Genomic DNA, 22,276 nt, shown 5'->3' on the forward strand with positions numbered 1-22,276 from the left:
GCCCAGGTCGGCCTCTCGGGCTACACCGCACTCGACCAGCTCGGCACCTCGGCGTTCTCCGGCTTCGTGTAAACGTCAGTTTCGTCGCCCACAACTGATTTCTCGACCGCCAGAACTGCCTATTCGGCGGTGAGGTGGGCGGCTACTGCCGCTGCTTGGCCCCGGATCTCGGGGATGGCGGTGGCCTCGTAGAGCGCGCCCTTGCAGGGCGGGCCGACGGTCAGAAGATTGGGTACGACGCTGCCGTCTGCTCCGATGACGTGGCCGTCCTCGGTGACGTCGATGCCGAGGCGCAGCGGGTCGGGGGCGATCAGGCCGCGCTTCTGGAGCGCGAGCAGGAGCGGGTTGTCGGTGCGGGTGATGTCGGGTGAGGGGCCGGTGCAGTTGATCACCGCGGTGACCTCGCGGTCGCCGTCGGCCAGGGAGACGACCGGCTGGTCGGCAGCGTCCACCCGGCAGCCGAGCACCCCGCCGCCGAAGATCTCCAGGCGCCCCTCGGCCTGGTAGGCGTCGAGGAGGGCGGCGATGCGCGGAGCCATGCGGTGGCGGCGTACCTCCCACTCGCGGGCGTAGACCTCGCGGAAGCGACGGCGCTCCGGCTCGGGCAGGCGGCGCCAGATCGACTGGGTCGGGCCACGGAGGCCGTCGATGACGGCACGCCAGTCGACACCGAGGCCGGCCGCGTGCTCGATCTGCTCGCGTACGAGCGAGGCGATGCCGTCGGCGGTCAGCGGGCCGTCGGGGATCGGGGTCACCCAGGAGGTGAACTGGTCGTCGACGTGGGGGTTGGGGACCAGGCCGTGGCGGCTCACCATGATCACCCGGCGCTCCGGAGCGTCGTCGAGGAGCGTGACGGTGGTGTCGACAGCGGTCAGGCCGGTGCCGACGACGAGTACGGTCGCGTCGACGGGCAGGGCGCTGATCCGGGCCACGTCCCAGGGGTCCGACAGGTTCCACGGCGCCTCGGGCAGTCCGGCCAGCGGCTGGGGCGGCGGGTTGCCGTAGGCGAGGACGACGGCGTCGGCGACATGGCCTTCGTCGTCGCCGGTCAAGACCCGGAAACCGGCACCGACCGGCTCGACGTCGATGACCGTCTCGCCGACCGTCTCCAGCCTCCCGGGACCGGCCTCGGCCGCGTGAGCGAGCCGGTCGCGCAGATAGCGCGCGTAGTCGCGCCTGGGCAGGAAGTCGATCGGGCCGAGCTCGATGCCGACCTCGGCCGCCCAGTCGAGCAGGTCGTCACGGTCGTCGGGGAAGCCCGACATGTTGTTGGCCCGGACGTTGAGGAGATGGCGGCCGTCGGTGGTCGAGTAGGCCACTCCGTAGCCGGGCTCTCCGCGCGACTCGAACAGCGTCACCGAAGCACCGCGGCGGAGCAGGTTGATCGCGGTCAGCGTGCCGCTGGCTCCTCCCCCGATGATCGCCACCGTCGGGCTGGAGGTCGGCGGGGGCGGCGCGGCGTCTGTCGTCACCCGGACAGGGTAACTGCGTTATCCAGGCTTTGTTCACCGGGTTACTCGATTTACAGACGAACCGCATAAATCTATTTGCAAAGATCTCTTTGCAGTCTACGGTGGACCCATGGCAGCACGCGAGATCGTCCCCGGAGTCGACCAGCTCAAGGCCCTCACCCACCCCCTGCGCGTACGCATGCTCGGGATCCTCCGCGTCGACGGACCGGCGACGGCGACCACGTTGGCCGCCCGGCTCGGCATCAACTCCGGCGCGACGTCCTACCACCTCCGGCAGCTCGCGCAGCACGGCTTCATCGAGGACGACGAGGGCCGCGGCAACGCCCGGGAGCGCTGGTGGAGGGCCGCTCACCAGGCGACCGTGACCGGTGACAGCGACGTACCGGACACCGCCGAGGGCCGCGAGACCCTCGACGCCTACCTGCAGACGGTCGTCACCATCTACGCCCAGCGCCTCCAGGAGGCGATCGAGGAGCGGGCACTCCTCCCCCAGGAGTGGCGCGAGGCCTTCGGTCTCAACGACCGCGTCGTCCGGCTGACACCCGCCCAGGCCTCACGCGTCGAGGAGCAGGTCAACAAGATCATCGACGACCTGGAGGAGGAGCCGGAGGGCGAGGCCGTGATGTTCCAGTTCCACGTCTTCCCGCTGCCGGGTCACGTCAGCACCGACACGAGAGATGACCAGGAGAGATAGGCCATGAAGCTCCCCCTCTACGGCTGGCTCGCCGCCGAGACCATCTCGCTGGTCGGCACCCGCATCTCGATGCTGGCGCTGCCCTGGTTCGTGCTCGAGACGACCGGCAGTCCCGCCAAGGCCGGTCTGATCGCGCTCTTCGAGATGACACCGCTCGTGCTCAGCAAGATCTTCGGCGGCCCGATCATCGACCGGATCGGCCCACGCCGGGTCGCGATCGCCTGCGACCTCGGCTCGGCCGTCGTGGTCGGCCTCATCCCCCTGCTGTACGTCGCAGACCTGCTGCACTTCCCGATCCTGCTCGCGCTCGTCGCCCTCGCCGGCGCGCTGCGCGGCCCCGGTGACTCCGCGAAGTCGTCGATGATCCCGCAGCTGGTCGAGGCGGCCGGGGTGCCGACGGAGCGGGCCACCGGGCTCCACTCGTTCGTCGAGCGCACCGCCTCGATGCTCGGCGCCGCCGCGGCGGGTCTGCTGATCGGCCTGGTCGGCGCGACCCACGCGATCATCATCGACGCCGCCTCGTTCGCCCTCGGCGCTCTGGTGCTCGCCGTGACGACCGCCGGGCTGGCGCGGGCCCGAGGCCCGGAGCCCGAGGAGCACCCCGCACGCCCCGCGCCCTACCGGGCGCAGCTCGCCGAGGGCTGGCACTTCCTCCGCCGCGACCGGGTGCTCCTCGGGATCGCGTTCATGGTCGCCCTGACCAACCTGATCGACCTGGCCTGGAGCAGCGTGCTGATGCCGGTATGGGGCCAGCAGCACGCCGGTCCCGAGACGATCGGCCTGCTGTTCACCACCTTCTCCGGCTTCTCCGCGGTGGGATCGGCCGTGGCCGCGGCGCTCGGCGACCGGATCCGCCGCTACCCGACGTACCTGGTCTGCTTCCTCATCACCGGGATCCCACGGTTCCTGGTGATCGCCTTCGGGGCACCGCTGTGGGTGGTGTTCGTGGTGTTCGCGATCGGCGGGACGAGCAGCGGGTTCATCAACCCGATCCTCGGAGCGATCCAGTTCGAGCGGATCCCTGCCCACGTGCTCGGTCGGGTGATGTCGCTGATCTCGGCCTTCGCGTGGGGGCTGATGCCGCTCGGCGGGCTGCTCGGGGGTGGCTTGGTCTCGGCGTTCGGCCTGACCACAGCCCTGGTGACCTGCGGGATCGCGTACTTCGTGGTCACGATGTTCCCCGCGATCGACCCGACCTGGAAGCAGATCGAGCGGCCTAACAGGCTTCCCGCAACCGTGGGATCCTAGGGATGCCGCCGAGCCGCTTGTTGTAGCGGACCTGGTCGGAGTAGCCCTCCAGGAGCGTCCACAGCGCCTTGTGGGCCGGCCACGGGATGGCCTCGCCGGGGAACGCCCAGCTCGAGCCGAAGCCGATCCAGACCGGGACCCAGTCCTTGGCGCAGTCCCACTCGCCCCGCTTGGACATCAGCAGCCGGTGACGGACCTGGAAGGCGAGCCGCTGCCCGTCCTTCACGATCGGCGCCGCGCACACCCGCCACAGCGGCATGTCGAGCGCCATCAGCTCGATCTCGATGTCCCCCAGAACGCGCGGGTCCACCAGGACCGTAGCGACGTTCTCATGCGGGCGCCTCATGAACATCACGCTAGCGGCGAGCACCGACAAACGTGGCTGGATCCGCCAGGAGCGAACAGCGCGACCCGATTCGCCACCCCGCCGGACAAGACGTACGCAGCGGGCCTATCATCCCTCCCAATCTCGATCGGGCAGGGAGGCCCGAGTGGAGGATCGAGGAAGGACCCTACGTTGGCACCGCCGAGGCAGCCCAGAACGGGCGAAGAAGCCGAGAAGTACGCCGCGGAGCATCTGCACACCCTCGGCTGGCCCGACGCCGCCCCATCAGGCAGCACCGCGGCCGCCGACGTCGACATCATCGGCGGCCGGCCGGACAACGTCGTGGTCGCACAGGTGGTGCTCACCCGCTCACCGACGGAGGCGCGCAGCGTCTGTGCCGTACGCGGCGCGGGCTACGCCTACGACGCCCGGACGGTCGCGCTGTTCAGCCGCGCGGGCTACACCGTGGACGCGGTCGAGTGGGCAGACCGGGTCCGGGTCGCGCTCTTCGAGTTCGCCGCGGACGGCTCGATCCGGACGCACGGGAAGCACGCGGCCGAGCTGGTCACCACCGCCACGGCCCCGGCGCCGACCTCGACCCTCGGCCGGGCGCCCGAGCCGGCCCCCGGGCGACACATCGACCCCACCCGCACCGGCAGCTTCACCTTCACCTCGAAGATCCCCGCGATCAGGCCCCGCCGGAGGGCCGGCGACAAGCCCGCTCCGGAGGTCGCTGCGGAGGTCGCTGCGGACGTCGCTCCCGACCCGGCACCGAAGGTCGTCGAGAAGATCGCCGGACCGCTGACCGGCCAGGTCCCCGCGTACACGACCATGAGCATTCCCAAAGCGCCGACCCCGCCGCCGGGCGAGCGCTGGGTCCCGGACGGCCTCGGGCCGATCCTGGACGCGATCGTCCGGGCGTCGCAGCTGCCCGTGGTGCTCGTCCTGGGCTCGGACCAGCGGGCCGAGTGGGTGCGGCAGACCTTCCAGGTCGGCACGATCACGGTCACCGACGAGAGCGTCCTGCCGATGCTGCTCTCGCTGGTGACGGGCAGGGAGTCGCAGTACGCGAGCGGTGAGTCCTATCACAAGGTCGACGGCCTCAAGCCCCAGGGCGAGCGGGCGCTGGAGTCCTGGCGGGCGTGGGAGGCGTACGACCGCGCGATGGCCATCTATCGCCGGGCGGTCTGAGTCCCAGGCCGCTCAGCAGTAGCCGAGCATCTCCTCGAGCGCCCGTCGCTCGCTGACGTCGGCGGCGAGCGACCAGCGCGCCTTGGTCTCGATCCAGCGGGCTGCGTACGCACACTGGAACCCCTTCCGCGGACGCCAGCCCGCCGGGTCGTCGTCGCTCTTGCTCATGTTGGTCGGGCCGTCGACGGCGAGCAGGTTGCCCAGGTCGTTGGCGAAGGCGCGGCGCCGGTCCGGGGACCAGCCGCTCGCGCCGGAGCGCCAGGCCTCCGAGAGCGGCACGACGTGGTCGATCTGGATCGCCTGAGCCTGCCGGGGCTCCTTCAGGTCGGTGAAGACCAGGCGTCGGCCGGTGTAGGGGTCGACCCAGGTCCCGGCGAGCACGTCGTGGTCGCAGCGCCCCTGCGGCCGGGTCCGCACCTCGACGGCGTCGCGCAGGAGCACGTCGTCGCGCTGGTTGCACCCGTTGCCGTCGCTGTCCGCCCAGCTCCCGCCGAACGACGTTCGCGCGTAGGCGACCAGCCCGTCGGGTCGCCTCGCGACCGTCGCCAGATCCGCGAGATCACCACGAGCCGCGGGCACGTCGACCGGCCCCGCCGAAGGCTCCGCGGTCGCCACCGGCGGCGTACGTCGTGTCGCCGGCGCGTCCTCGGGCAGCCACAACGAGACCGCCCAGCCAGCGATCGCCAGCAGGACGACCAGCACTCCCAGCGACGTACGTCTCCCCACGCCGTCGCATTGTGCCCGCGACCACCGACATCGATCCGCCGCACCGCAGGTATTACCGAACGATGACGGATGTGCCGAACCCTGTCGCCCGCGGATCAGCGCTGGCAGAGTGAAGGCATGACTGGGCTGGACATGGGACAGGCACCGCGCGCCGAGGTCGGGGTCATCGGCGGGACCGGGCTCTACGAGTTCCTGACCGATGCCGAGGAGGTGGCGGTCGAGACTCCCTACGGCGATCCGTCCGCGCCGGTCACGGTGGGGACGGTCGCCGGGCGGTCGGTGGCCTTCGTGCCCCGCCACGGCCGCTCGCACGAGTACCCGCCGCACGCGATCCCCTACCGCGCGAACCTCTGGGCGCTGAGGTCGCTGGGCGTGACCCAGGTGCTCTCCCCCAGCGCCGTCGGCGGTCTCCGGCCGGATGCCGTCGCCACCGGCGACCTGGTCACCCCCGACCAGCTCGTCGACCGCACCTGGCGCCGGATCCCGAGCTACGTGGAGAGCGGCGCCACCCACGTACCTCTGGCCGACCCCTACTGCGCGCGGATCGCCAAGGCGTACGTCGTCGCCGACCCCTCCGTGAAGGTCGGCGGCACGCTCATCGTGATCGAGGGTCCGCGGTTCTCGACCCGCGCGGAGTCGATCCACCATGCCGCCCAGGGCTGGACGCTGGTCGGGATGACAGGCGCTCCCGAGGCGGCGCTCGCCCGCGAGCTACGGATGTGTTACGCGCCGTTGTGCCTGGTCACCGACATGGACGCGGGCGCGGCCGAGGGCGAGGGCGTCGACGAGGACGACGTCTACGCGCTCTTCGCGGCCAACCTGGAGCGGATGCGCACCATCCTGGCCGACACGATCGAGGGCCTGCCCGACCCGGCCGGATGCTCGTGCTCGACCTGGGCCGAGGGCAAGACCCTCGCCTACGAGATCCCATGAGGGTCCTGCTCACCGGGTCCGCCGGCTTCATCGGCACCGCGATCGGCCGGGTGCTGGAGGATGCGGGCCACGAGGTCGAACGCGTCGACGTGCTGTTGCCGATGGCCCACGGCGAGGCGGCCGAGGTGCCGCCCGGGACGAACCTCCTCGACGTACGCGACGCCGTCGGCTGGGGCGATCTGCTGGACGGCATCGACGCGGTGTGCCACCAGGCCGCGGTCGTCGGTGCCGGGGTGACCGTGGCCGACCTCCCGCTGTACGCCGCGCACAACGACCTCGGCACCGCCGCGCTCCTGGCCGCGATGAGCGAGCACGGGGTCTCCCGGCTGGTGCTCGCCTCCTCGATGGTCGTCTACGGCGAGGGCCGCTACGTCTGCGCGACCCACGGCGACCGGGTCCCCCCGCCGCGCTCGCGGGCCGCGCTCGACTCCGGCGACTTCGAGAACCACTGCGACCTCTGCGGCGGCGCACTGACCTGGGCGGCGGTGGCCGAGTCCGCCCGGCTCGACCCGCGCAGCTCGTACGCCGCCAGCAAGGTCGCCCAGGAGCACTACGCCTCCGCGTGGGCTCGTCAGGCCGACGCGACCGCGATCGCGCTGCGCTACCACAACGTCTACGGGCCGCACATGCCCGCGGACACGCCCTACTCCGGGGTCGCCGCCATCTTCCGGTCCTCCCTCGAGCGGGGCGAGGCACCGCAGGTGTTCGAGGACGGCGGCCAGCAGCGCGACTTCGTCCACGTCGACGACGTGGCCCGCGCCAACCTGGCGGCACTGGAGGCGACCTCCGAGCGCCCACGCGGGGAGCTGGCGGCCTACAACGTCGCGTCCGGCCACCCGGTCACGATCAGCGAAGTGGCCTCGCTGGTCGCCCGCGGAACCCGGACGCAGGTGGAGCCGGTGGTCACCGGGCGCTACCGGATCGGCGACGTACGCCATGTCGTCGCGTCCCCGGAGCTCGCGGAGAAGGAGCTCGGCTTCCGCGCCGAGGTGCTGCCGGAGGTCGGTCTGCCGGCCTTCGCGACCGCGCCGCTGCGGTCCTAGGATCACCAGCTCGTGTAGAGCAGGTGCTGGACGAGCAGCGCGGTGAGGAGCTGCACGGCCAGGCCGGGCCGTCGCCAGCGCTCGGGCAGCAGGGCGCAGCCGAGGGTGAGCCAGGGCATGAACGGCAGCCAGATCCGCTCCACCTCCGCCCGGCTCATCTGGGAGGCGTCGGCGAGAGCGACCATGATCACCGCGGCCGCGACCAGCACGACGACCACCCGGTCGGCCTGTTCGCGGCGGGCCGCCCAGGTGGCGCCGAGCCCGGCGCCGACGAGCGGCCCGGCGCTGAGCGCGAGCGCGGCCAGGTTCCCCCAGGTCCAGTAGGCGCCCGGCCGCTCGTTCGCCAGTCCGTCCCAGTAGCGGTCGACCAGCACCGGATACGCCTCCCACCAGGCGAAACCGCCGGCGGCGAAGGTGAGGACCACCGCTAGCGCCGATGCCGCCGCGACCGGCAGCACCCACCAGCCCCGGCCGAGCCAGAGCACGGCGAGCGCGAGCACACCGGTGAGCGGGAGGCCGTACGACATCATCACGACGTAGCCGAGGAGCAGGCCGGCGAGGACCGCCCACGGCCAGCCGCGACCGGCCCCGGCCCGGCAGGCGAGGGCGAGACAGCACATCCCCCAGGCGACCGCGACCGCCATCACCGCATCGGCCGACACCGCCAGGAACACCGCGCTCGGAGACAGGACCAGGTACGGCGCCGCCGCCCGTGCCGTCTCCTCGGCGCCGAGGACACGGACCGTCGTCATGACCGCCAGCGGCAAGGTCGCGGCGAGGGCGACGACGACCAGGCCGGCGGCGAGGTCACCACCGAGGCCGACCTTCACCAGGAGCACGAAGAAGAGCACCATCCCGGGCGGGTGGCCGGCGATGTGCACCGGCCAGTTCCCCTCCGGGGCGTCGTAGGGGATCCGGGAGACGTACTCGCGCAGCAGACCCGGTACGTCGTCGACCGCCCTGGCCGTCTCGAGGTACTCCGTCGGGTTCCCCAGCACCCGCGAGATGCCCTCGGGGCCGTCCACCAGCGCCAGCGCCAGCAGCCACACCAGCCCCGCGGCGTACGCGACCAGGAGCAGGCGCCGCCACGGCAGCCGCCTCGCCATCGGATCGGCCCAGCGCAACGACGCGAGCGCGAGCAGGACCGCGGGGACCGTGCCGATACCCACCTTGACCTGCGGATATCCGTGGAGCGGAGGGAACGTGCCGTCGTCGAGGTGCACGCGCGGCCACACCTGCCAGTCGAGCAGGGGCGGCACGACGACCGCCGCCACGATGAGCACGAGCGTGACGACGAGCCCCACCAGGGCGGCGCGGTGAGCTGAGGAGTTCACGACTGCGAGCGTAGGTCCGCGGCGGCCCGATGGCCGCCGGCGCACGGGCCCCGTCACCGGACCGTAAGATCTGCGGGCCCCATCGGCGGCGGCTCGTTCCTAGAGTCGTTCGCATGGCCGAGACCAGCCCAGACATAGACCTTGTGCTGCCCTGCCGCGACGAGGCCGCAGCTCTGCGCGAGCTGCTGCCACGGGTGCCGGCGGGGCTCTCCGTGATCGTCGTCGACAACGGTTCGACCGACGGCACCGCCGACGTCGCCCGCGCGCAGGGGGCGCGGGTGGTGTCGGAGTCCCGGCCGGGATACGGGGCGGCGGTGCACGCCGGGCTGCTGGCCGCGACCGCTCCCTACGTCGTGGTGATGGACGGAGACGGCTCGTTCGATCCCGCGGCCGCGCTGCCTCTGGTCGAGACGATCAGGCGCGACGAGGCCGACCTCGCGCTGGGCTGCCGCAGGCCGGTGACCCCCGGCGCTCAGCCGTGGCACGCCAGGGTCGGCAACCGGCTGGTCCTGGCCGCGCTGCGGCGTCGCACCGGCCTGCGGGTACGTGACATCGCGCCGCTGCGCGCGGCTCGCCGGGAAGCGCTGCTCGGCCTCGGCGTGGAGGACCGGCGCTCGGGCTATCCCGTCGAACTCCTCGATCGTGCCGCCCGCGCCGGCTGGCGGGTCCACGAGATCGACGTCGACTACCACCCTCGGACCGCAGGGACCCGCTCGAAGGTCTCCGGCTCCGTGCGGGGCAGCCTGCGGGCGGCGTACGACTTCTGGCGGGTGCTCTCGTGATTGAGCCGACGCTCCTCCTCGTTGCCAAGGCACCGGTGCCCGGGCTGGTGAAGACCCGGCTCGCGGCCGACGTCGGGAAGACGGCCGCCACCGCCGTCGCGGCGGCCGCGCTGCTGGACACGATCGAGGCCTGCACACTGGCCGTGGGACCGGACCGATGCCGGCTGGCCCTCTCCGGCGATCTCGCCGAAGCGGTCCGGGCGGACGAGATCCGGGCCGCTCTCGCGGGGTGGACTCTCGCCCCGCAACACGGAGACGGACTCGGCGAGCGACTCGCGAACGCCCACGCCGAGGTCTCCGGACCGGTGGTGCAGATCGGCATGGACACCCCGCAGGTGAGCCCGGCCGGACTGATGGCCGTGGCCGACGGCCTGGAGGCGGCCGATGCCGTGCTCGCTCCGGCCGAGGACGGCGGCTGGTGGGCCCTGGCGCTCCGCGACCCGTCGGCGGCCACCGCGCTGCGCGACGTCCCCATGTCCACCCCCCAGACGTACGCAGCCACCCGCTCCGCCCTCGAAGGACTCGGCCTCCGGGTCACCGCCGGCGAGCAGCTGCGCGACGTCGACCATCTGGCCGACGTCGCTCCGGTCGCAGCAGCCGCCCCGCACACCCGCTTCGCGCGGGTCGCGGCCGAGATCGCCCGGGTCGCCCGATGACCGCGGCGACGGCCGAGTCGGCGTTCGCGCATGCCTTCGCCAGCGAGAAGTGCCGGGTGGTGAGCGTCGACGGCAGGTCCTCGCGACTTCCGGTCGAGGACTGGACCCGCACCGCCGACGCGGCGGACCTCGCCCTGATCTCCTACTGCGCCGGACCGACGGTCGATCTCGGCTGCGGCCCCGGCAGGATGACCGCCGCTCTGGCCGCCCGCGGGCTGCCGTCCCTCGGCGTCGACGTCGTCCCGGAAGCGGTCGCCCAGACCGAGGCCCGAGGTGGCCGCGCGGTCTGTCGCGACCTCTTCGAGCCGTTGCCCGGTGAGGGCTGGTGGACGACCGCTCTCCTCGCCGACGGCAACCTCGGCATCGGCGGCGACCCGCTCGCCCTCCTCGCCCGCGTACGCCGGCTGCTGGTGCCGGGCGGCCGCGTGGTCGCCGAGGTGCACCCGCCCGGGACACCGAGCGGCCCGCTGCTCGCGGAACTGGTCTGCCGGTGCGGTGGCTCCTCGACGTTCCCGTGGGCGGTCATCGGCGCCGATGCGATCGGATCGATCGCGGCCGAGGTCGGGCTCGCGGTGAAACGGCTCGAGCCGCTGCCACACCGCCGGACACAGCCCCGGCCAGTCCCCCCGGCCCCATTCACCCCAGCCGGCGGCCGCTGGGTCGCCGTACTCGTGGAGGAGGCAGCATGAGGATCCCCTCCGAGGACTCCTTCACCTCGCGCCTGCGCAGCGCGGCGGTCGCCGCGCGGGTCGGGCTCTGGCTCGGCGTCTGCTTCCTGGTCGCGCTCGTGACAGGCCTGATCAGCCACTACGCCCAGCTCGACCATCAGCCGGTGCCGCTCCCGGCCAGCCCGTCGCGGCTCTACCAGCTGACCCAGGGCCTGCACGTAGTCGCCGGCACCGCGGCGATCCCGCTGCTGCTGGTCAAGCTGTGGGTCGTCTTCCCCAAGCTCTTCCAGCCGGTGCCGCGGCAGGTCCGTGAGGCACTGCCGACGGCGCTGGAGCGTGGCTCCATCGCGGTTCTGGTCAGCACCTCGCTGGTCCAGCTCGCCACCGGCCTGCTCAACGTCGCGCAGTGGTATCCGTGGGGCTTCAGCTTCCGCAGCACCCATTACGCGCTCGCGTTCGTCGCCGTCGGAGCGCTGCTGGTCCACATCGCGGTGAAGCTGCCGGTCGTGCGCGACGCCTTGACGGGCGACGTCGACGACACCTCCCACGACCGGCCGAACGCGGTCGGGCCCGGACCGGTCAGCCGACGCGGCGTGCTCGCCCTGGCCGGCACGTCCGCGGTCGCCGCCGCCGTGCTCTATGCGGCGGGCACCGTCCCCGGCCTCAGCCGGATCGCCGCCCTGTCGCCACGTTCCCGTGAGCACGGCATCCCGATCAACCGCACCGCGCACTCGGCCGGGGTGGTGGCCGAGGCGAGCAGCTCCGCCTACCGGCTCGAGCTCGTCCACGGCACCACGACCCGGTCGCTGACCCGCGACGACCTGGTCGCCATGAAGCAGCGCACCCACACCCTCCCGATCGCCTGCGTCGAGGGCTGGAGCGCCTCGGGCGAGTGGGGCGGCGTACGTCTCCGCGACCTGCTCGACCTGGTCGGCGCCCCGCCGGCGCGCGAGGTGCGGGTCCGGTCCATCCAGACGTTCAGCGCCTCGGCCGACACGGTGCTTCCGCCGAACTTCGCCGATGACGACCGGACCCTGATGGCCCTCATGCTCGACGGAGAGACGCTCTCGATGGACCACGGCTACCCGGTCCGGCTGATCGCGCCCGACCGTCCCGGGGTCATGCAGACCAAATGGGTCTCCCGGATCGAGGTGCTCTGATGAGAGGCATGCGCGGAGCGCTGATCCTCCTCGGAGCGGTCGGGATGGCGTACGGCGCCTGGCTGCTGGTGAGCCGGCAGGACCTCGGCCAGATCGTCGAGGTCGTCCTCTGGCTCGCGGCGGCGGTCGTCATCCACGACGGGATCCTGGCTCCGGCCGTGCTCGGGCTCGGCTGGCTCGGTGGCCGGCTGCTGCCCAGGGCGGTCGCCCGGGGCGCTGTCACGGTTCTCGTGCTGCTCGGTCCCGCCACCCTGATCGCGATCCCGGTCCTCGGCCGGTTCGGCGCGAAGCCGGACAACCCGACGCTGCTGGACCGCGACTACACCCAGGGCCTGCTGGTCTTCGCGGCGCTGTGCGTGTGCGCCGGTGTCGCCGTCGCGCTCGGCGAACTACGCTCACGACAGCCCGTCCGAGCGAACACCGAGGAGGAGTAGGCCCATGGCACGTGTGCTCGTGGTCGACGACGACCTCACCGTTCGCGAGGTGCTGGCCTCCTACCTGCGCGCGGGCTCGCACGACGTCGTCGAGGCCGGGGACGGCGAGCAGGCGCTGCGCGCGATGAGCGAGCGGCCCGCGGACATCGTGATCCTCGACCTGATGCTGCCCGGTATCGACGGCCTGGAGGTGTGCCGGCGGCTGCGGCAGGCGGGCGAGGTGCCGATCATCATGCTCACCGCGCTCGGCAGCGAGGCCGACCGGATCATGGGGCTCGAGCTGGGCGCCGACGACTACGTCGGCAAGCCGTTCAGCCCGCGGGAGCTGGTGCTGCGCGTCGACTCGGTGCTCAAGCGCACCGGCCACTCCGGCGAGGGCGGCGTCGTCTCCGACGGCTCCCTGGTGGTCGACGCCGACCGGCGAGTGGCGACCAACGCCGGGACCGAGCTGTCCTTGACCACCCGGGAGTTCGACCTGCTCCGCTACCTGATCGCCCATCCGGGCAAGGCCTTCACCCGGGAGGACCTGCTCGAGCACGTCTGGGGATGGACGATCGGCGACCGCTCGACGGTGACGGTCCACGTACGCCGGCTGCGGGAGAAGATCGAGTCCGACCCGACCCGGCCGGAGCGGCTGGTGACGGTCTGGGGCGTCGGCTACCGCTGGGAGACCGCGGAGGTGACGGCGTGAAGACCGCCGACGCCGTCCAGATCGCCCTCGTCGCCGCGGGCGCCGGTCTCGCCGTCGGCCTGGTCGGGCTCTTGGTCGCCTGGCTGACGCGGCGCTGGTCGATCCGCTGGCAGCTCACCCTGGCCGCCGCCGTCGCGGTGCTGACGGTCTTCGGCGGCGTACTCGGCGTCGCCTGGCTCATGTTCCTCTCCGGCCACGACCTGCAGGTCATCACCGTGGTCACCTCGATCGCCGTGGTGGTGGCGATCCTGGTGGCGTTCGTCATCGGCTCCGCGATGGTGCGCTGGTCGGGCGCGGTCCAGCAGCAGGCCCGGGAGATGGCGCTCGGCGGTCATCAGCAGCCCGCGGAGAGCGGACCGCGCGAGCTCCGCTCGCTGTCGGCCGAGCTCGCCGAGACCCAGCGTCGGCTCGAGGAGGCGAGCGCACGGGAGGCCCGGCTCGAGGAGTCCCGGCGCGAGCTGGTCTCCTGGGTGGCCCACGACCTGCGTACGCCGCTCTCGGGTCTACGGGCGATGGCCGAGGCGCTCGAGGACGGGATCGCCGCCGACCCGCACCGCTACCACCAGCGCATCCGCGTCGAGGTCGAGCGTCTGGCCCGGCTCGTGGACGACCTCTTCGAGCTCTCCCGGATCCAGGCCGGCGCCCTCACCCTGACACCGGAGCCGGTCCTGCTCGGCGATCTGGTCAGCGAGGCGCTGGCCGGGGCCGATCCGGTCGCCCGAGAGCGGCGGGTCCGGCTCGGCGGCCAGGTCGAGGACGGCCTCGAGATCACCGCAGACCCGGCCAGCCTGTCCCGCGTCGTCTCCAACCTGCTGATGAACGCCATCCGCCACACCCCCGCCGACGGCACCGTGGAGGTGCGCTGCCAGATGGCCCCCGGAGACGTACGCAGCGTCGACCTCAGCGTCAGCGACGGCTGTGGCGGCCTGGATCCGGGCGACATGGAGCGGGTCTTCGATCTCGGCTGGCAGGGCAGCTCCGCCCGCACCCCGGCCGTGCCGGAGGGCGCCGACGGCACCAGCGCTCAGGGCGCAGGGTTCGGTCTCGCCATCGTCAAGGGCCTCGTCGACGCACACCGCGGCCGGGTCTGGGTGGAGAACCTTCCAGCCGCGACCGGCTGCCGGTTCCACGTACGCCTGCCGGCATGACCACGCCGGCTCATTCGACGGTCGAGCCCTCCAGCTCGTCGACGAGCACGAGGCCGCGCTCGGCCCAGGCGACCGCGGCACGCGCCTGGTCGATCAGGCCGTCGTAGGCGAAGATCTTGTAGCGCACGATCCGGTCCCATTGGCTCGCGTCGTAGTGCTCGAGCCGACTGGCGAGCGTGGGGTGGCTGCGGTCGACGAGCGTGGCCCGGGTGGCCTCGAGCATCGCCAGGTGCTCGGTCCAGTGATCGCGGAACTGCTCCAGCTCGGTGCGCGCGGCGCCGGGTTCTGCCCACTCCAGGTAGGCGGCCTTGAGGTAGGCGGGCTCCCGCTGCCGGCGGATCTCGATGGGCGAGTCCATCCACTCCCGGAAGGCCGCGATCCCGGCCTCGGTGACGGCGTACTCCTTCTTGGTGCCCTTCTTGCCCCACGGCACGACCGCCGACTCGAGCAGGCCGTCGCGCTCCATCCGGTTCAGCTCCGGGTAGATCTGCGAGTCGGGGGCGTGCCAGACGTGGGCCACCGACTGGCTGAACTGCTTGGAGACGTCGTAGCCGGTCATCGGGCGTGAGGTGAGCAGCGCGAGCAGCGCGAACCTCAGCGACATCGTGACCCCCTCTCGACGCAGTGATCGTGGCGCGAGCGTACCCGCCTCTTGCCACTAACTATAGAGATAGGTAGTTTGTGACGAGCACAACACCTATCTCCATAGGGAGTTTCCCCATGACCATCCTGGATTCACCTCCGGTCACCGCCGCCAGCAAGATCTTCAACTTCCCCCGCAACGCCTGGTACGTCGCGGCCTGGGACCACGAGGTGACCGCGAAGCAGCCGCTCGCCCGCACCATCGCCGACCGCCCGCTGGCGCTGTGGCGCAACAGCGACGGCCGCGCCGTCGCGCTCGCCGACGCCTGCTGGCACCGGCTCGCGCCGCTGTCGAAGGGCAAGGTGCTCGGCGACGAGATCCAGTGCCCCTACCACGGGCTGCGCTACAACTCGGCCGGCCGCTGCACGAGCATGCCCGCGCAGGAGACGATCAATCCGAGCGCGGTCGTCCCGTCCTACCCGGTCGTGGAGCGCCATCGCTACGTGTGGGTCTGGGTGGGCGACCCGGACCTCGCCGACCCCAGCACGGTTCCCGACATGGAGCAGATGGACTCCCCGGAGTGGGCCGGCGACGGCGAGACGATCTACGCGCCCTGCAACTACCAGTTGGTGCTCGACAACCTGATGGACCTCACCCACGAGGAGTTCGTGCACAGCTCGAGCATCGGGCAGGACGAGCTCTCCGAGGCCGAGTTCGAGGTGAGCCACACCGACCGCGGCGTGACCGTGACCCGCTGGATGCGCGACATCGACGCGCCACCGTTCTGGCTCAAGAACATGCGCGACCGGTTCCCCGGCTTCAGCGGGAAGGTCGACCGCTGGCAGATCATCCACTTCGAGGCCCCCTCGACGATCCGCATCGACGTCGGCGTCGCCAAGGCCGGCACCGGCGCCCCCGAGGGCGACCGCAGCCAGGGCGTCAACGGCTTCGTGATGAACACGATCACCCCCGAGACCGCGCGCACGTCGCACTACTTCTGGGCCTTCATGCGCAACTACCGCCTGGAGAGCCAGACGATCACGACCCAGCTGCGCCAAGGCGTCCACGGCGTCTTCGGCGAGGACGAGGAGATGCTCGCCGCGCAGCAGCGTGCGATCGACGCCAACCCGGAGCACGAGTTCTACAGCCTCAACATCGACGCCGGCGGGATGTGGGTACGCCGGATCCTGGACCGCATGCTGCAGGCGGAGGGTCTCCCCGCCGCCGCGGCCGCGAAGTGAGGCGGCCGCCATGGCAGTGAACACCCAGACCTGGTGGCAGCAGGGCCGTGTCGTCGAGACCGATGACCTCGCCGAAGGCGTACGCCGCATCGTGCTCTGCCCCGACCGCCCCGTCCACGCCGCGCCCGGCACCCACGTCGACCTCCGGCTCGACCTCGACGGGCACGTCCGCAAGCGGTCGTACTCGGTCGTCCGCTCCGAGGACGGTGGCCGCCGGCTCACCCTCGGAGTCCAGCTGGCGCCGGCGTCCCGCGGCGGATCGCGCCACATGCACGGCCTCTGCGTCGGGGACGTCGTCGAGATGACCGGTCCGGTCCAGAGCTTTCCGCTCGGGGTCGGCGCCGACCGCTACGTGCTGGTCGCCGGTGGCATCGGCATCACCGCGCTGGTGGCGATGGCCGACACCCTGCGCCGCCGCGGCGCCGACTACACGCTCGTTCTCGCCGGCCGGCGGCGTGCGGTCATGGCCCACCTCGACGAGCTCGTCGAGGTGCACGGCGATCGCGTGCGGGTGTTCGTCGACGACGAGGACGTACGCCTCGACGTGGAGGCGCTGGTCGGCGAGATCGCCGCCTCGGCCGCTCCGACGCGGACCGAGATGTACATGTGCGGGCCGATCCGGCTGATGGACGCGATCCGCCGCGCCTGGGTGGCCCATGAGCTGCCCGAGCCCAACCTGCGGTTCGAGACCTTCGGCAGCAGCGGCGCCTGGGCGGCGGAGGACTTCGTCGTGCACCTCCCCCAGCTCGACCGCTCGGTCCGCGTCGGCAAGGACAGCTCGATGCTCGACGCGCTCGAGGACGCCGGCGTCGACGTGATGTGGGACTGCCGCAAGGGCGAGTGCGGGATCTGCCAGGTCAAGGTCCTCGGCGTCAGCGGCCGGATCGACCACCGAGACGTCTTCCTGAGCCAGCAGCAGAAGGAGACGTACGCGTCCTTGTGCCTCTGCGTCGCTCGCGCCGCCCGCGGCGAGTCGGGGTCGGGCTCGGCCGACCCCGCTGCCGTGACCCTCCACCTTCCGTGAAACCCCACCCCGAAAGAGATCCGAGATGAACCTTCGTGCGCGCATCGACGCCGCCGCGATGACTCCCTACCAGTGGATGGTCGTCGCCCTCTGCGTCCTGCTGAACTGTCTGGACGGATTCGACGTGATGGCGATGGCCTTCACCGCCTCCTCGCTGACCGAGGAGTTCGCGCTGAGCGGCTCGGAGCTCGGCGTGCTGCTGAGTGCCGGGCTCGTCGGCATGGCGGTCGGCTCGCTGGCGCTGGCTCCGGTCGCCGACGTCATCGGCCGTCGTCCGCTGATCCTGATCAGCGTCGGTCTGGCGACCCTCGGCATGCTGCTCTCCGCGGCCGCCCCGTCCGCCGTCCTGCTCGGCCTCGCCCGCGTCGTCACCGGGCTCGGCGTCGGCGGCATCCTGGCGAGCACCAACGTGATCGCGAGCGAGTACGCCTCGGCCCGCTGGCGCGGTCTGGCGATCGGCCTCTACACGGCGGGATACGGCATCGGCGCCACCCTGGGCGGCGTCGCGGCGCGCGGCATGCTGGCCGACCTCGGCTGGCGCAGCGTCTTCGTCGCCGGCGGCGTCGCGACCGGGATCGCGCTGATTCTCCTCGTGGTGCTGCTGCCCGAGTCTGTCGACTTCCTGGTCCAGCGCCGGCCGCGCCAGGCCATCGAGCGGATCAACCGGATCCTCGGGCGGCTCGGTCAGCCCGCGATCACCTCGGACGCGCTCGAGGCCGCGCCGCGACCGACGACCCGGCACCGCAGCGGCAACCCCGGCGTCCTGCTGGGTACTGACCTGCGCCGTTCGACGCTGCTCATCTGGGTGGCGTTCCTGGCCACGATGTTCGGCTTCTACTTCGTCAACAGCTGGACCCCGCAGCTGCTGGTGACCTCCGGGATGTCCGAGGCGGACGCGGTCACCGCCGGCATGATGCTGGCGCTGGGCGGCACCGCCGGCTCGGTCCTCTACGGCCTCGTCGCCTCCCGGCTGGACAGCCGCCTGGTGCTGATCGGCTTCACGGTGCTCTCGGCGCTGACGATGGTCGTCTTCATCACCAGCACGGCCCTGCTCACCGTCGCGCTCGTCATCGGCGTGCTCGTCGGGGCGCTCATCAACGGCTGCATCGCCGGCCTCTACACGATCACCCCGGCCGTCTACGGCACCGAGATCCGCAGCACCGGCATGGGCTGGGCGATCGGCATCGGTCGCATCGGGGCGATCCTGTCGCCGATGCTCGCCGGGCGCCTGCTCGACGCCTCGTGGACCCCGGTCAACCTGTACGTCGGCGCTGCCGTCGTGGTCGCGATCTCCGCCGTCGCGCTGCTCTTCCTGCGGACCGGGCAGGCCGCTCGGACCGTACCCGACATGGCCTCGGCCTAGGCGCGGGGATTCGGCCCGTCCCGGCTGCAACCGGGACGGGCCGTGGACCGTCTAGATCGGCAGGACGCCCGCTCGGGGCGTACGACCGACGAGGAGTCCACCATGTCCACATCCCGCATCCAGCTCCGTGCCGCGCTCGCGGCGACCGCCGTGGTCGGTCTGCTCGGCCTCGCCGGGTGCGGGAGCGACCCCGCCCCCTCGGCCGGGTCACCCTCCGCCGCCCCGTCCTCCTCGGCCCCGTCCTCAGCGCCGTCCTCGGAACCGTCCACGACTCCGACACCGACGCCGGCCCCGTCCGAGGTCCCGATCACGGCCACTCCGACGCCGAACCTCGACTGGGGCGGCCCGCTGGCTCCTGGAGCCTTCGGGAGGATCAAGGCCGAGGGCAACGTACGTTCTCTCGTGCAGCAGGGCTGGATGACCCGCGACACCGCGCGCGAGGAGATCTGCGAGGGCAGGCACTGGAAGTGGGTCGACCAGGTCGGCGAAGGCGTCGACGTCATCTACGACCAGCAGGGCGAGATCGCCTCCTTCGGGATGAGCAAGCCCGTCCTGGAGACCGCTCGCGGCGTCACGATCGGCGACTCCCTGATGGTCCTCAAGGACATCTACGGGACCGGCTCCCAGGGGAACAACGACTACGGCCAGACGACCTGGCTCGTCCAGGAAGGCGACCGCTGGATCGGCTTCCTGCTCTCCGGCAACACCCGCGACGCGAAGATCGAGTTCATCGAGGTCTCCGTCGGCCGCCAGCCCGGACTGCTCCGCGACGGCTGCTGATCCCTCACGCCGGTCGCCTCCACCGCGGCGTACGGTGGAGAAGACCGGATCCCGTTCTCGTGGAGGTATCCCTTGTCCCGTCGTGCAACGGCTGCTGCCCTCGCCGCCTGCGCCCTGCTGACTCTCGCCGCCTGCGGAGAGGAGGCAGACCCCGACGACCGCAACGAGGTGAGCGCGAAGCTCGCCGACCCCGACGGGAAGAAGGTCGGGACCGTCGCGATCGAGGAGGACGACGGGGCCACCCAGATCAACGTCCGGGTGAGCGGCCTGCCGGCCGGCTACCACGGCTTCCACGTGCACACGACCGGCAAGTGCGAGGCCGACAGCACCGCCCCGGACGACCCGTCGAAGGCCGGCGACTTCCTCTCCGCGGGCGGTCACCTCAACCCCGACGACAGCGCCCATGGCGAGCACCTCGGCGACCTGCCGGCGCTCCTGGTGAACGAGGACGGCACCGCCAGCCTGGAGTTCACCGGCCCCTTCACCCTCGACGACCTCCGGGACGCGGACGGCAGCGCGGTCATGATCCACGCGGATCCGGACAACTACGCGAACGTCCCGGAGAGGTACGCCCCCGAGGGCCCTGACGAGGACACGACCAAGACCGGAGACGCCGGCGGCCGGATCGCCTGCGCGGTGATCGACGCCGGCTGACCGTCGCGAAATGAGGCGACGTACGCCGCCGGGTGGCCGCAGACTGGAACGGTGACCACCGATCTCACCCAGACTGACATGGCCCACCTGCGACGCTGCCTGGAACTGGCGGCGGAGGCGTTGGCGGACGGCGACGGACCGTTCGGGTCCGTCCTGGCGGACAGCACCGGCACGCCACTCCAAGAGGGTCGCAACCGCGAGCACTCGACCGGCGACCCGACCGCACACCCGGAGATCGAGCTCGCCCGCTGGGCGGCGCTCCACCTCGACCCGGTGGCCCGGGCCGGGGCGACGGTCTACACCTCGGGCGAGCACTGCCCGATGTGCTCGGCCGCGCACGGTTGGTCGGGGGTCGGACGGGTCGTCTACATCGCTTCTTCCGCGCAGCTGACGCAGTGGCGGGCCGGCTGGGGCGCAGCGGAGTCGCCGGTCCGGGCGCTGCCGATCCAGGAGGTCGCGCCGGCGGTCGATGTCGTCGGCCCCGTCCCCGAGCTGGTCGACGAGATCCGCAAGCTCCATGAGGCGGCAGCTCGGGCCTGACCACCGGTCGGGGCCGCACCTCGCGTCCTCGTGGGACAGTGATCGAGTGATCACCGCAGCAGACCTGGCGCAGGCGGTCGCTCCTGCGTTCGCGGAGCTGTCTCAGGCCGGAGAGACGACCCGGCCCGTGCTCGGCGTGGAGCTCGTCGAGGCCGACGGACCCATCCAGGTCGAGCGCGGCGACGTGGTCCTGGCTGTGGGCGTACGCTCGCTGGACGACGCTCTGGAGGTCATCGGCAAGGCACGCGACGCGGCGGCGCTCGTGCTCCGGCGTTCGTGGGCCGACCGCGACGAGGTGCGTCGCCGCTGCGCCGACCACGGGCTGCCGCTGCTGGCGATCCCGGACGAGGCGCCGTGGTCGCCGGTGATGGCGATGCTGAGGAAGACGCTCGAGGCCGCGCAGACCGGGCGGAGCCCGGAACCGGCCGACGACCTTTACTCCGACCTGTTCGACATGGCCGACAAGGTGGGCGCGTTGCTCGGGGCCCCGGTGACGGTCGAGGACGCCGCCTCCCGGGTACTGGCCTACTCCACCGGTCAGGAGGACGTCGACCAGGCGCGGATGTCGACCATCGTGGGCCGCCGGGTGCCGCGCGAGGTGCGCAACCATTTCCGCTCGGTCGGCGTCTTCCGACACCTCGCCCGCTCCGACGAGCCGCTCTTCGTGCCAGCGGCGAACCCGGGCACCCGGCCTCGATACGTCATCCCGGTGCGCGCGGGCGGCGAGTGGCTCGGATCGATCTGGGCCGTGGTGGACGAGCCACCCCGAACAACACGATCGGGCGAGCTGCGAGCCGCCGTCGACGTGATCGCCCTCTACCTGCTGCGCCTGCGTGCCCAGACCGAGCTGCACCGTCAGACACAGCTAGACCACGTCCGCACCGCGCTGCGCGGCGACACCACGGACCGACCCGACTGGCTCGGTCCGGAGCCGTGGCGGGTGGCTGCGCTCATCGGCCCGGAGGGCCTGGGCATCGAGGCGCGTGCCGAGCTGTGGGTGATCCTGGCGCGTCGGCACGGCTGGCGCCAGCCGGTCGTGGTCGACCTCGACGGGCTCCTGTACGCGGTGCTGTCCGACTCGTCCGGCCCCGGTTCGACCGCCTGGTTCACCGACCTGGTCCGCGCCGAGTCAGGACACAGCCCCACGGTCGGGCTGCGGCTCGGCTCCGCGGTGGAGACGCTCGCCGAGCTGATCCGGTCCCGGACCGAGGCGGCCGAGCTGTCCACCGTCGAGCTCACCGGCCGACGCCGGGCGGTGGCCGCGGTCGAGGACTGCTGGCCCGAGCTGGTGCTGGCTCGAGCCTTGGCGGGGTTGGCCGGGATGCCGCTGGTCTCTCCGGTCGCCAGGCTCACTGCTCCCGAGGCCGACCCCACGCTGCTCGCGACGCTCGAGGCCGTCGTCGACCACTGGGGCGAGGTCGGCCGGGCGGCGCGGGTGCTGGGGGTCCACCCCAACACCGTGCGCTACCGCCTGGCCCGACTCTCCGAGGCCTGTCCGCTCGACCTCGACGACCCCGCCCAGCGCCTGGCCGTACGCCTCGAGCTGGCGCGTGCCCGCGCCGACGCGGCCAACGGGTGAGGCTGTC

24 protein-coding genes are annotated in these 22,276 nt (G+C 72.1%); 19 read left to right on the forward strand and 5 right to left on the reverse strand.

The window, feature by feature from the left end; translation table 11 throughout:
• Positions 1-119 precede the first annotated feature (119 nt).
• Positions 120-1,472 carry an FAD/NAD(P)-binding protein gene (locus ABTX24_RS08695; RefSeq protein WP_350838884.1) on the reverse strand — a complete coding sequence of 451 codons (1,353 nt, stop codon included), beginning with the start codon at positions 1,470-1,472 and terminating at the stop codon, positions 120-122.
• A 109-nt stretch (positions 1,473-1,581) separates the two neighbouring features.
• Between ABTX24_RS08695 and ABTX24_RS08700 the strand changes: the two genes are divergently transcribed.
• Positions 1,582-2,166, forward strand: coding sequence for an ArsR/SmtB family transcription factor (locus tag ABTX24_RS08700; protein WP_350838886.1), 585 nt, complete (start codon positions 1,582-1,584; stop codon positions 2,164-2,166).
• A 3-nt stretch (positions 2,167-2,169) separates the two neighbouring features.
• The gene (locus ABTX24_RS08705) at positions 2,170-3,414 is read left to right on the forward strand and encodes an MFS transporter (RefSeq protein WP_350838888.1); all 1,245 of its coding nucleotides are present in this window, start codon (positions 2,170-2,172) and stop codon (positions 3,412-3,414) included.
• Here ABTX24_RS08705 and ABTX24_RS08710 read toward each other — a convergent pair.
• Complete coding sequence (locus ABTX24_RS08710; protein WP_350713688.1) at positions 3,383-3,760, reverse strand: hypothetical protein; 378 nt, start codon at positions 3,758-3,760, stop codon at positions 3,383-3,385. The two genes, ABTX24_RS08705 and ABTX24_RS08710, sit on opposite strands and share 32 nt — an antisense overlap.
• Before the next feature lie 171 nt (positions 3,761-3,931).
• Here ABTX24_RS08710 and ABTX24_RS08715 point away from each other — a divergent pair, with 171 nt between their 5' ends.
• Positions 3,932-4,930 carry a hypothetical protein gene (locus tag ABTX24_RS08715; protein WP_350713689.1) on the forward strand — a complete coding sequence of 333 codons (999 nt, stop codon included), beginning with the start codon at positions 3,932-3,934 and terminating at the stop codon, positions 4,928-4,930.
• 12 nt (positions 4,931-4,942) lie between these two features.
• Here the strand turns inward: ABTX24_RS08715 and ABTX24_RS08720 are convergent, their stop codons facing one another.
• Positions 4,943-5,656 (reverse strand): HNH endonuclease family protein, encoded by a 714-nt coding sequence (locus tag ABTX24_RS08720; RefSeq protein WP_350838890.1) that lies wholly within the window; start codon positions 5,654-5,656, stop codon positions 4,943-4,945.
• Between the two features lie 117 nt (positions 5,657-5,773).
• Between ABTX24_RS08720 and ABTX24_RS08725 the strand changes: the two genes are divergently transcribed.
• Both ABTX24_RS08725 and ABTX24_RS08730 read left to right on the forward strand, forming a co-directional pair.
• Entirely contained in the window at positions 5,774-6,589 is an 816-nt protein-coding gene (locus ABTX24_RS08725; RefSeq protein ID WP_350838892.1) for an S-methyl-5'-thioadenosine phosphorylase, read from the forward strand.
• Positions 6,586-7,632 (forward strand): NAD-dependent epimerase/dehydratase family protein, encoded by a 1,047-nt coding sequence (locus ABTX24_RS08730; RefSeq protein WP_350838894.1) that lies wholly within the window; start codon positions 6,586-6,588, stop codon positions 7,630-7,632. The genes ABTX24_RS08725 and ABTX24_RS08730 overlap by 4 nt, the downstream gene beginning before the upstream one ends.
• 2 nt (positions 7,633-7,634) lie before the next feature.
• Here the strand turns inward: ABTX24_RS08730 and ABTX24_RS08735 are convergent, their stop codons facing one another.
• Positions 7,635-8,966, reverse strand: coding sequence for a hypothetical protein (locus ABTX24_RS08735; RefSeq protein ID WP_350838896.1), 1,332 nt, complete (start codon positions 8,964-8,966; stop codon positions 7,635-7,637).
• A 113-nt stretch (positions 8,967-9,079) separates the two neighbouring features.
• Here ABTX24_RS08735 and ABTX24_RS08740 point away from each other — a divergent pair, with 113 nt between their 5' ends.
• From ABTX24_RS08740 to ABTX24_RS08770, 7 genes are read left to right on the forward strand one after another with little or no spacing between them, the layout of a single operon-like run.
• On the forward strand, positions 9,080-9,748 hold the full coding sequence (locus ABTX24_RS08740) for a glycosyltransferase family 2 protein (protein WP_160026348.1): 669 nt from the start codon (positions 9,080-9,082) through the stop codon (positions 9,746-9,748).
• The gene (locus ABTX24_RS08745) at positions 9,745-10,404 is read left to right on the forward strand and encodes a TIGR04282 family arsenosugar biosynthesis glycosyltransferase (protein WP_350838898.1); all 660 of its coding nucleotides are present in this window, start codon (positions 9,745-9,747) and stop codon (positions 10,402-10,404) included. The genes ABTX24_RS08740 and ABTX24_RS08745 overlap by 4 nt, the downstream gene beginning before the upstream one ends.
• Positions 10,401-11,093, forward strand: coding sequence for a methyltransferase domain-containing protein (locus tag ABTX24_RS08750; protein WP_350838900.1), 693 nt, complete (start codon positions 10,401-10,403; stop codon positions 11,091-11,093). The genes ABTX24_RS08745 and ABTX24_RS08750 overlap by 4 nt, the downstream gene beginning before the upstream one ends.
• A complete protein-coding gene (locus tag ABTX24_RS08755; RefSeq protein ID WP_350838902.1) occupies positions 11,090-12,232 on the forward strand; it encodes a molybdopterin-dependent oxidoreductase in 1,143 nt (380 codons plus the stop codon). The genes ABTX24_RS08750 and ABTX24_RS08755 overlap by 4 nt, the downstream gene beginning before the upstream one ends.
• On the forward strand, positions 12,232-12,666 hold the full coding sequence (locus ABTX24_RS08760) for a hypothetical protein (RefSeq protein ID WP_350838904.1): 435 nt from the start codon (positions 12,232-12,234) through the stop codon (positions 12,664-12,666). The genes ABTX24_RS08755 and ABTX24_RS08760 overlap by 1 nt, the downstream gene beginning before the upstream one ends.
• 4 nt (positions 12,667-12,670) lie before the next feature.
• A complete protein-coding gene (locus ABTX24_RS08765; RefSeq protein WP_350838906.1) occupies positions 12,671-13,357 on the forward strand; it encodes a response regulator transcription factor in 687 nt (228 codons plus the stop codon).
• Positions 13,354-14,505: a sensor histidine kinase gene (locus ABTX24_RS08770; RefSeq protein ID WP_350838908.1), complete on the forward strand. Its 1,152-nt coding sequence runs from the start codon at positions 13,354-13,356 to the stop codon at positions 14,503-14,505. Before ABTX24_RS08765 ends, ABTX24_RS08770 begins: the two co-directional genes overlap by 4 nt.
• 10 nt (positions 14,506-14,515) lie before the next feature.
• Here ABTX24_RS08770 and ABTX24_RS08775 read toward each other — a convergent pair whose 3' ends face one another.
• A complete protein-coding gene (locus ABTX24_RS08775) occupies positions 14,516-15,109 on the reverse strand; it encodes a PadR family transcriptional regulator (protein ID WP_350838910.1) in 594 nt (197 codons plus the stop codon).
• Positions 15,110-15,225: 116 nt separating this feature from the next.
• On the opposite strand from ABTX24_RS08775, the gene ABTX24_RS08780 reads away from it, so the two are divergent.
• From ABTX24_RS08780 to ABTX24_RS08810, 7 genes are all read left to right on the forward strand, one after another.
• Positions 15,226-16,329: an aromatic ring-hydroxylating dioxygenase subunit alpha gene (locus ABTX24_RS08780; RefSeq protein WP_350838912.1), complete on the forward strand. Its 1,104-nt coding sequence runs from the start codon at positions 15,226-15,228 to the stop codon at positions 16,327-16,329.
• A 10-nt stretch (positions 16,330-16,339) separates the two neighbouring features.
• A complete protein-coding gene (locus ABTX24_RS08785; RefSeq protein ID WP_350838914.1) occupies positions 16,340-17,353 on the forward strand; it encodes a PDR/VanB family oxidoreductase in 1,014 nt (337 codons plus the stop codon).
• 25 nt (positions 17,354-17,378) lie between these two features.
• On the forward strand, positions 17,379-18,716 hold the full coding sequence (locus ABTX24_RS08790; RefSeq protein WP_350838916.1) for an MFS transporter: 1,338 nt from the start codon (positions 17,379-17,381) through the stop codon (positions 18,714-18,716).
• Between the two features lie 102 nt (positions 18,717-18,818).
• Positions 18,819-19,496, forward strand: a complete 678-nt coding sequence (locus ABTX24_RS08795) for a hypothetical protein (protein ID WP_350838918.1) — start codon at positions 18,819-18,821, stop codon at positions 19,494-19,496.
• Between the two features lie 72 nt (positions 19,497-19,568).
• Complete coding sequence (locus ABTX24_RS08800; protein WP_350838920.1) at positions 19,569-20,150, forward strand: superoxide dismutase family protein; 582 nt, start codon at positions 19,569-19,571, stop codon at positions 20,148-20,150.
• A 51-nt stretch (positions 20,151-20,201) separates the two neighbouring features.
• Positions 20,202-20,690: a nucleoside deaminase gene (locus tag ABTX24_RS08805; RefSeq protein ID WP_350838922.1), complete on the forward strand. Its 489-nt coding sequence runs from the start codon at positions 20,202-20,204 to the stop codon at positions 20,688-20,690.
• Positions 20,691-20,736: 46 nt separating this feature from the next.
• Positions 20,737-22,269: a PucR family transcriptional regulator gene (locus ABTX24_RS08810; protein ID WP_350838924.1), complete on the forward strand. Its 1,533-nt coding sequence runs from the start codon at positions 20,737-20,739 to the stop codon at positions 22,267-22,269.
• Positions 22,270-22,276 lie beyond the last annotated feature (7 nt).

The organism is Nocardioides sp. NPDC127514 (assembly GCF_040302125.1).
Lineage (GTDB): Bacteria > Actinomycetota > Actinomycetes > Propionibacteriales > Nocardioidaceae > Nocardioides.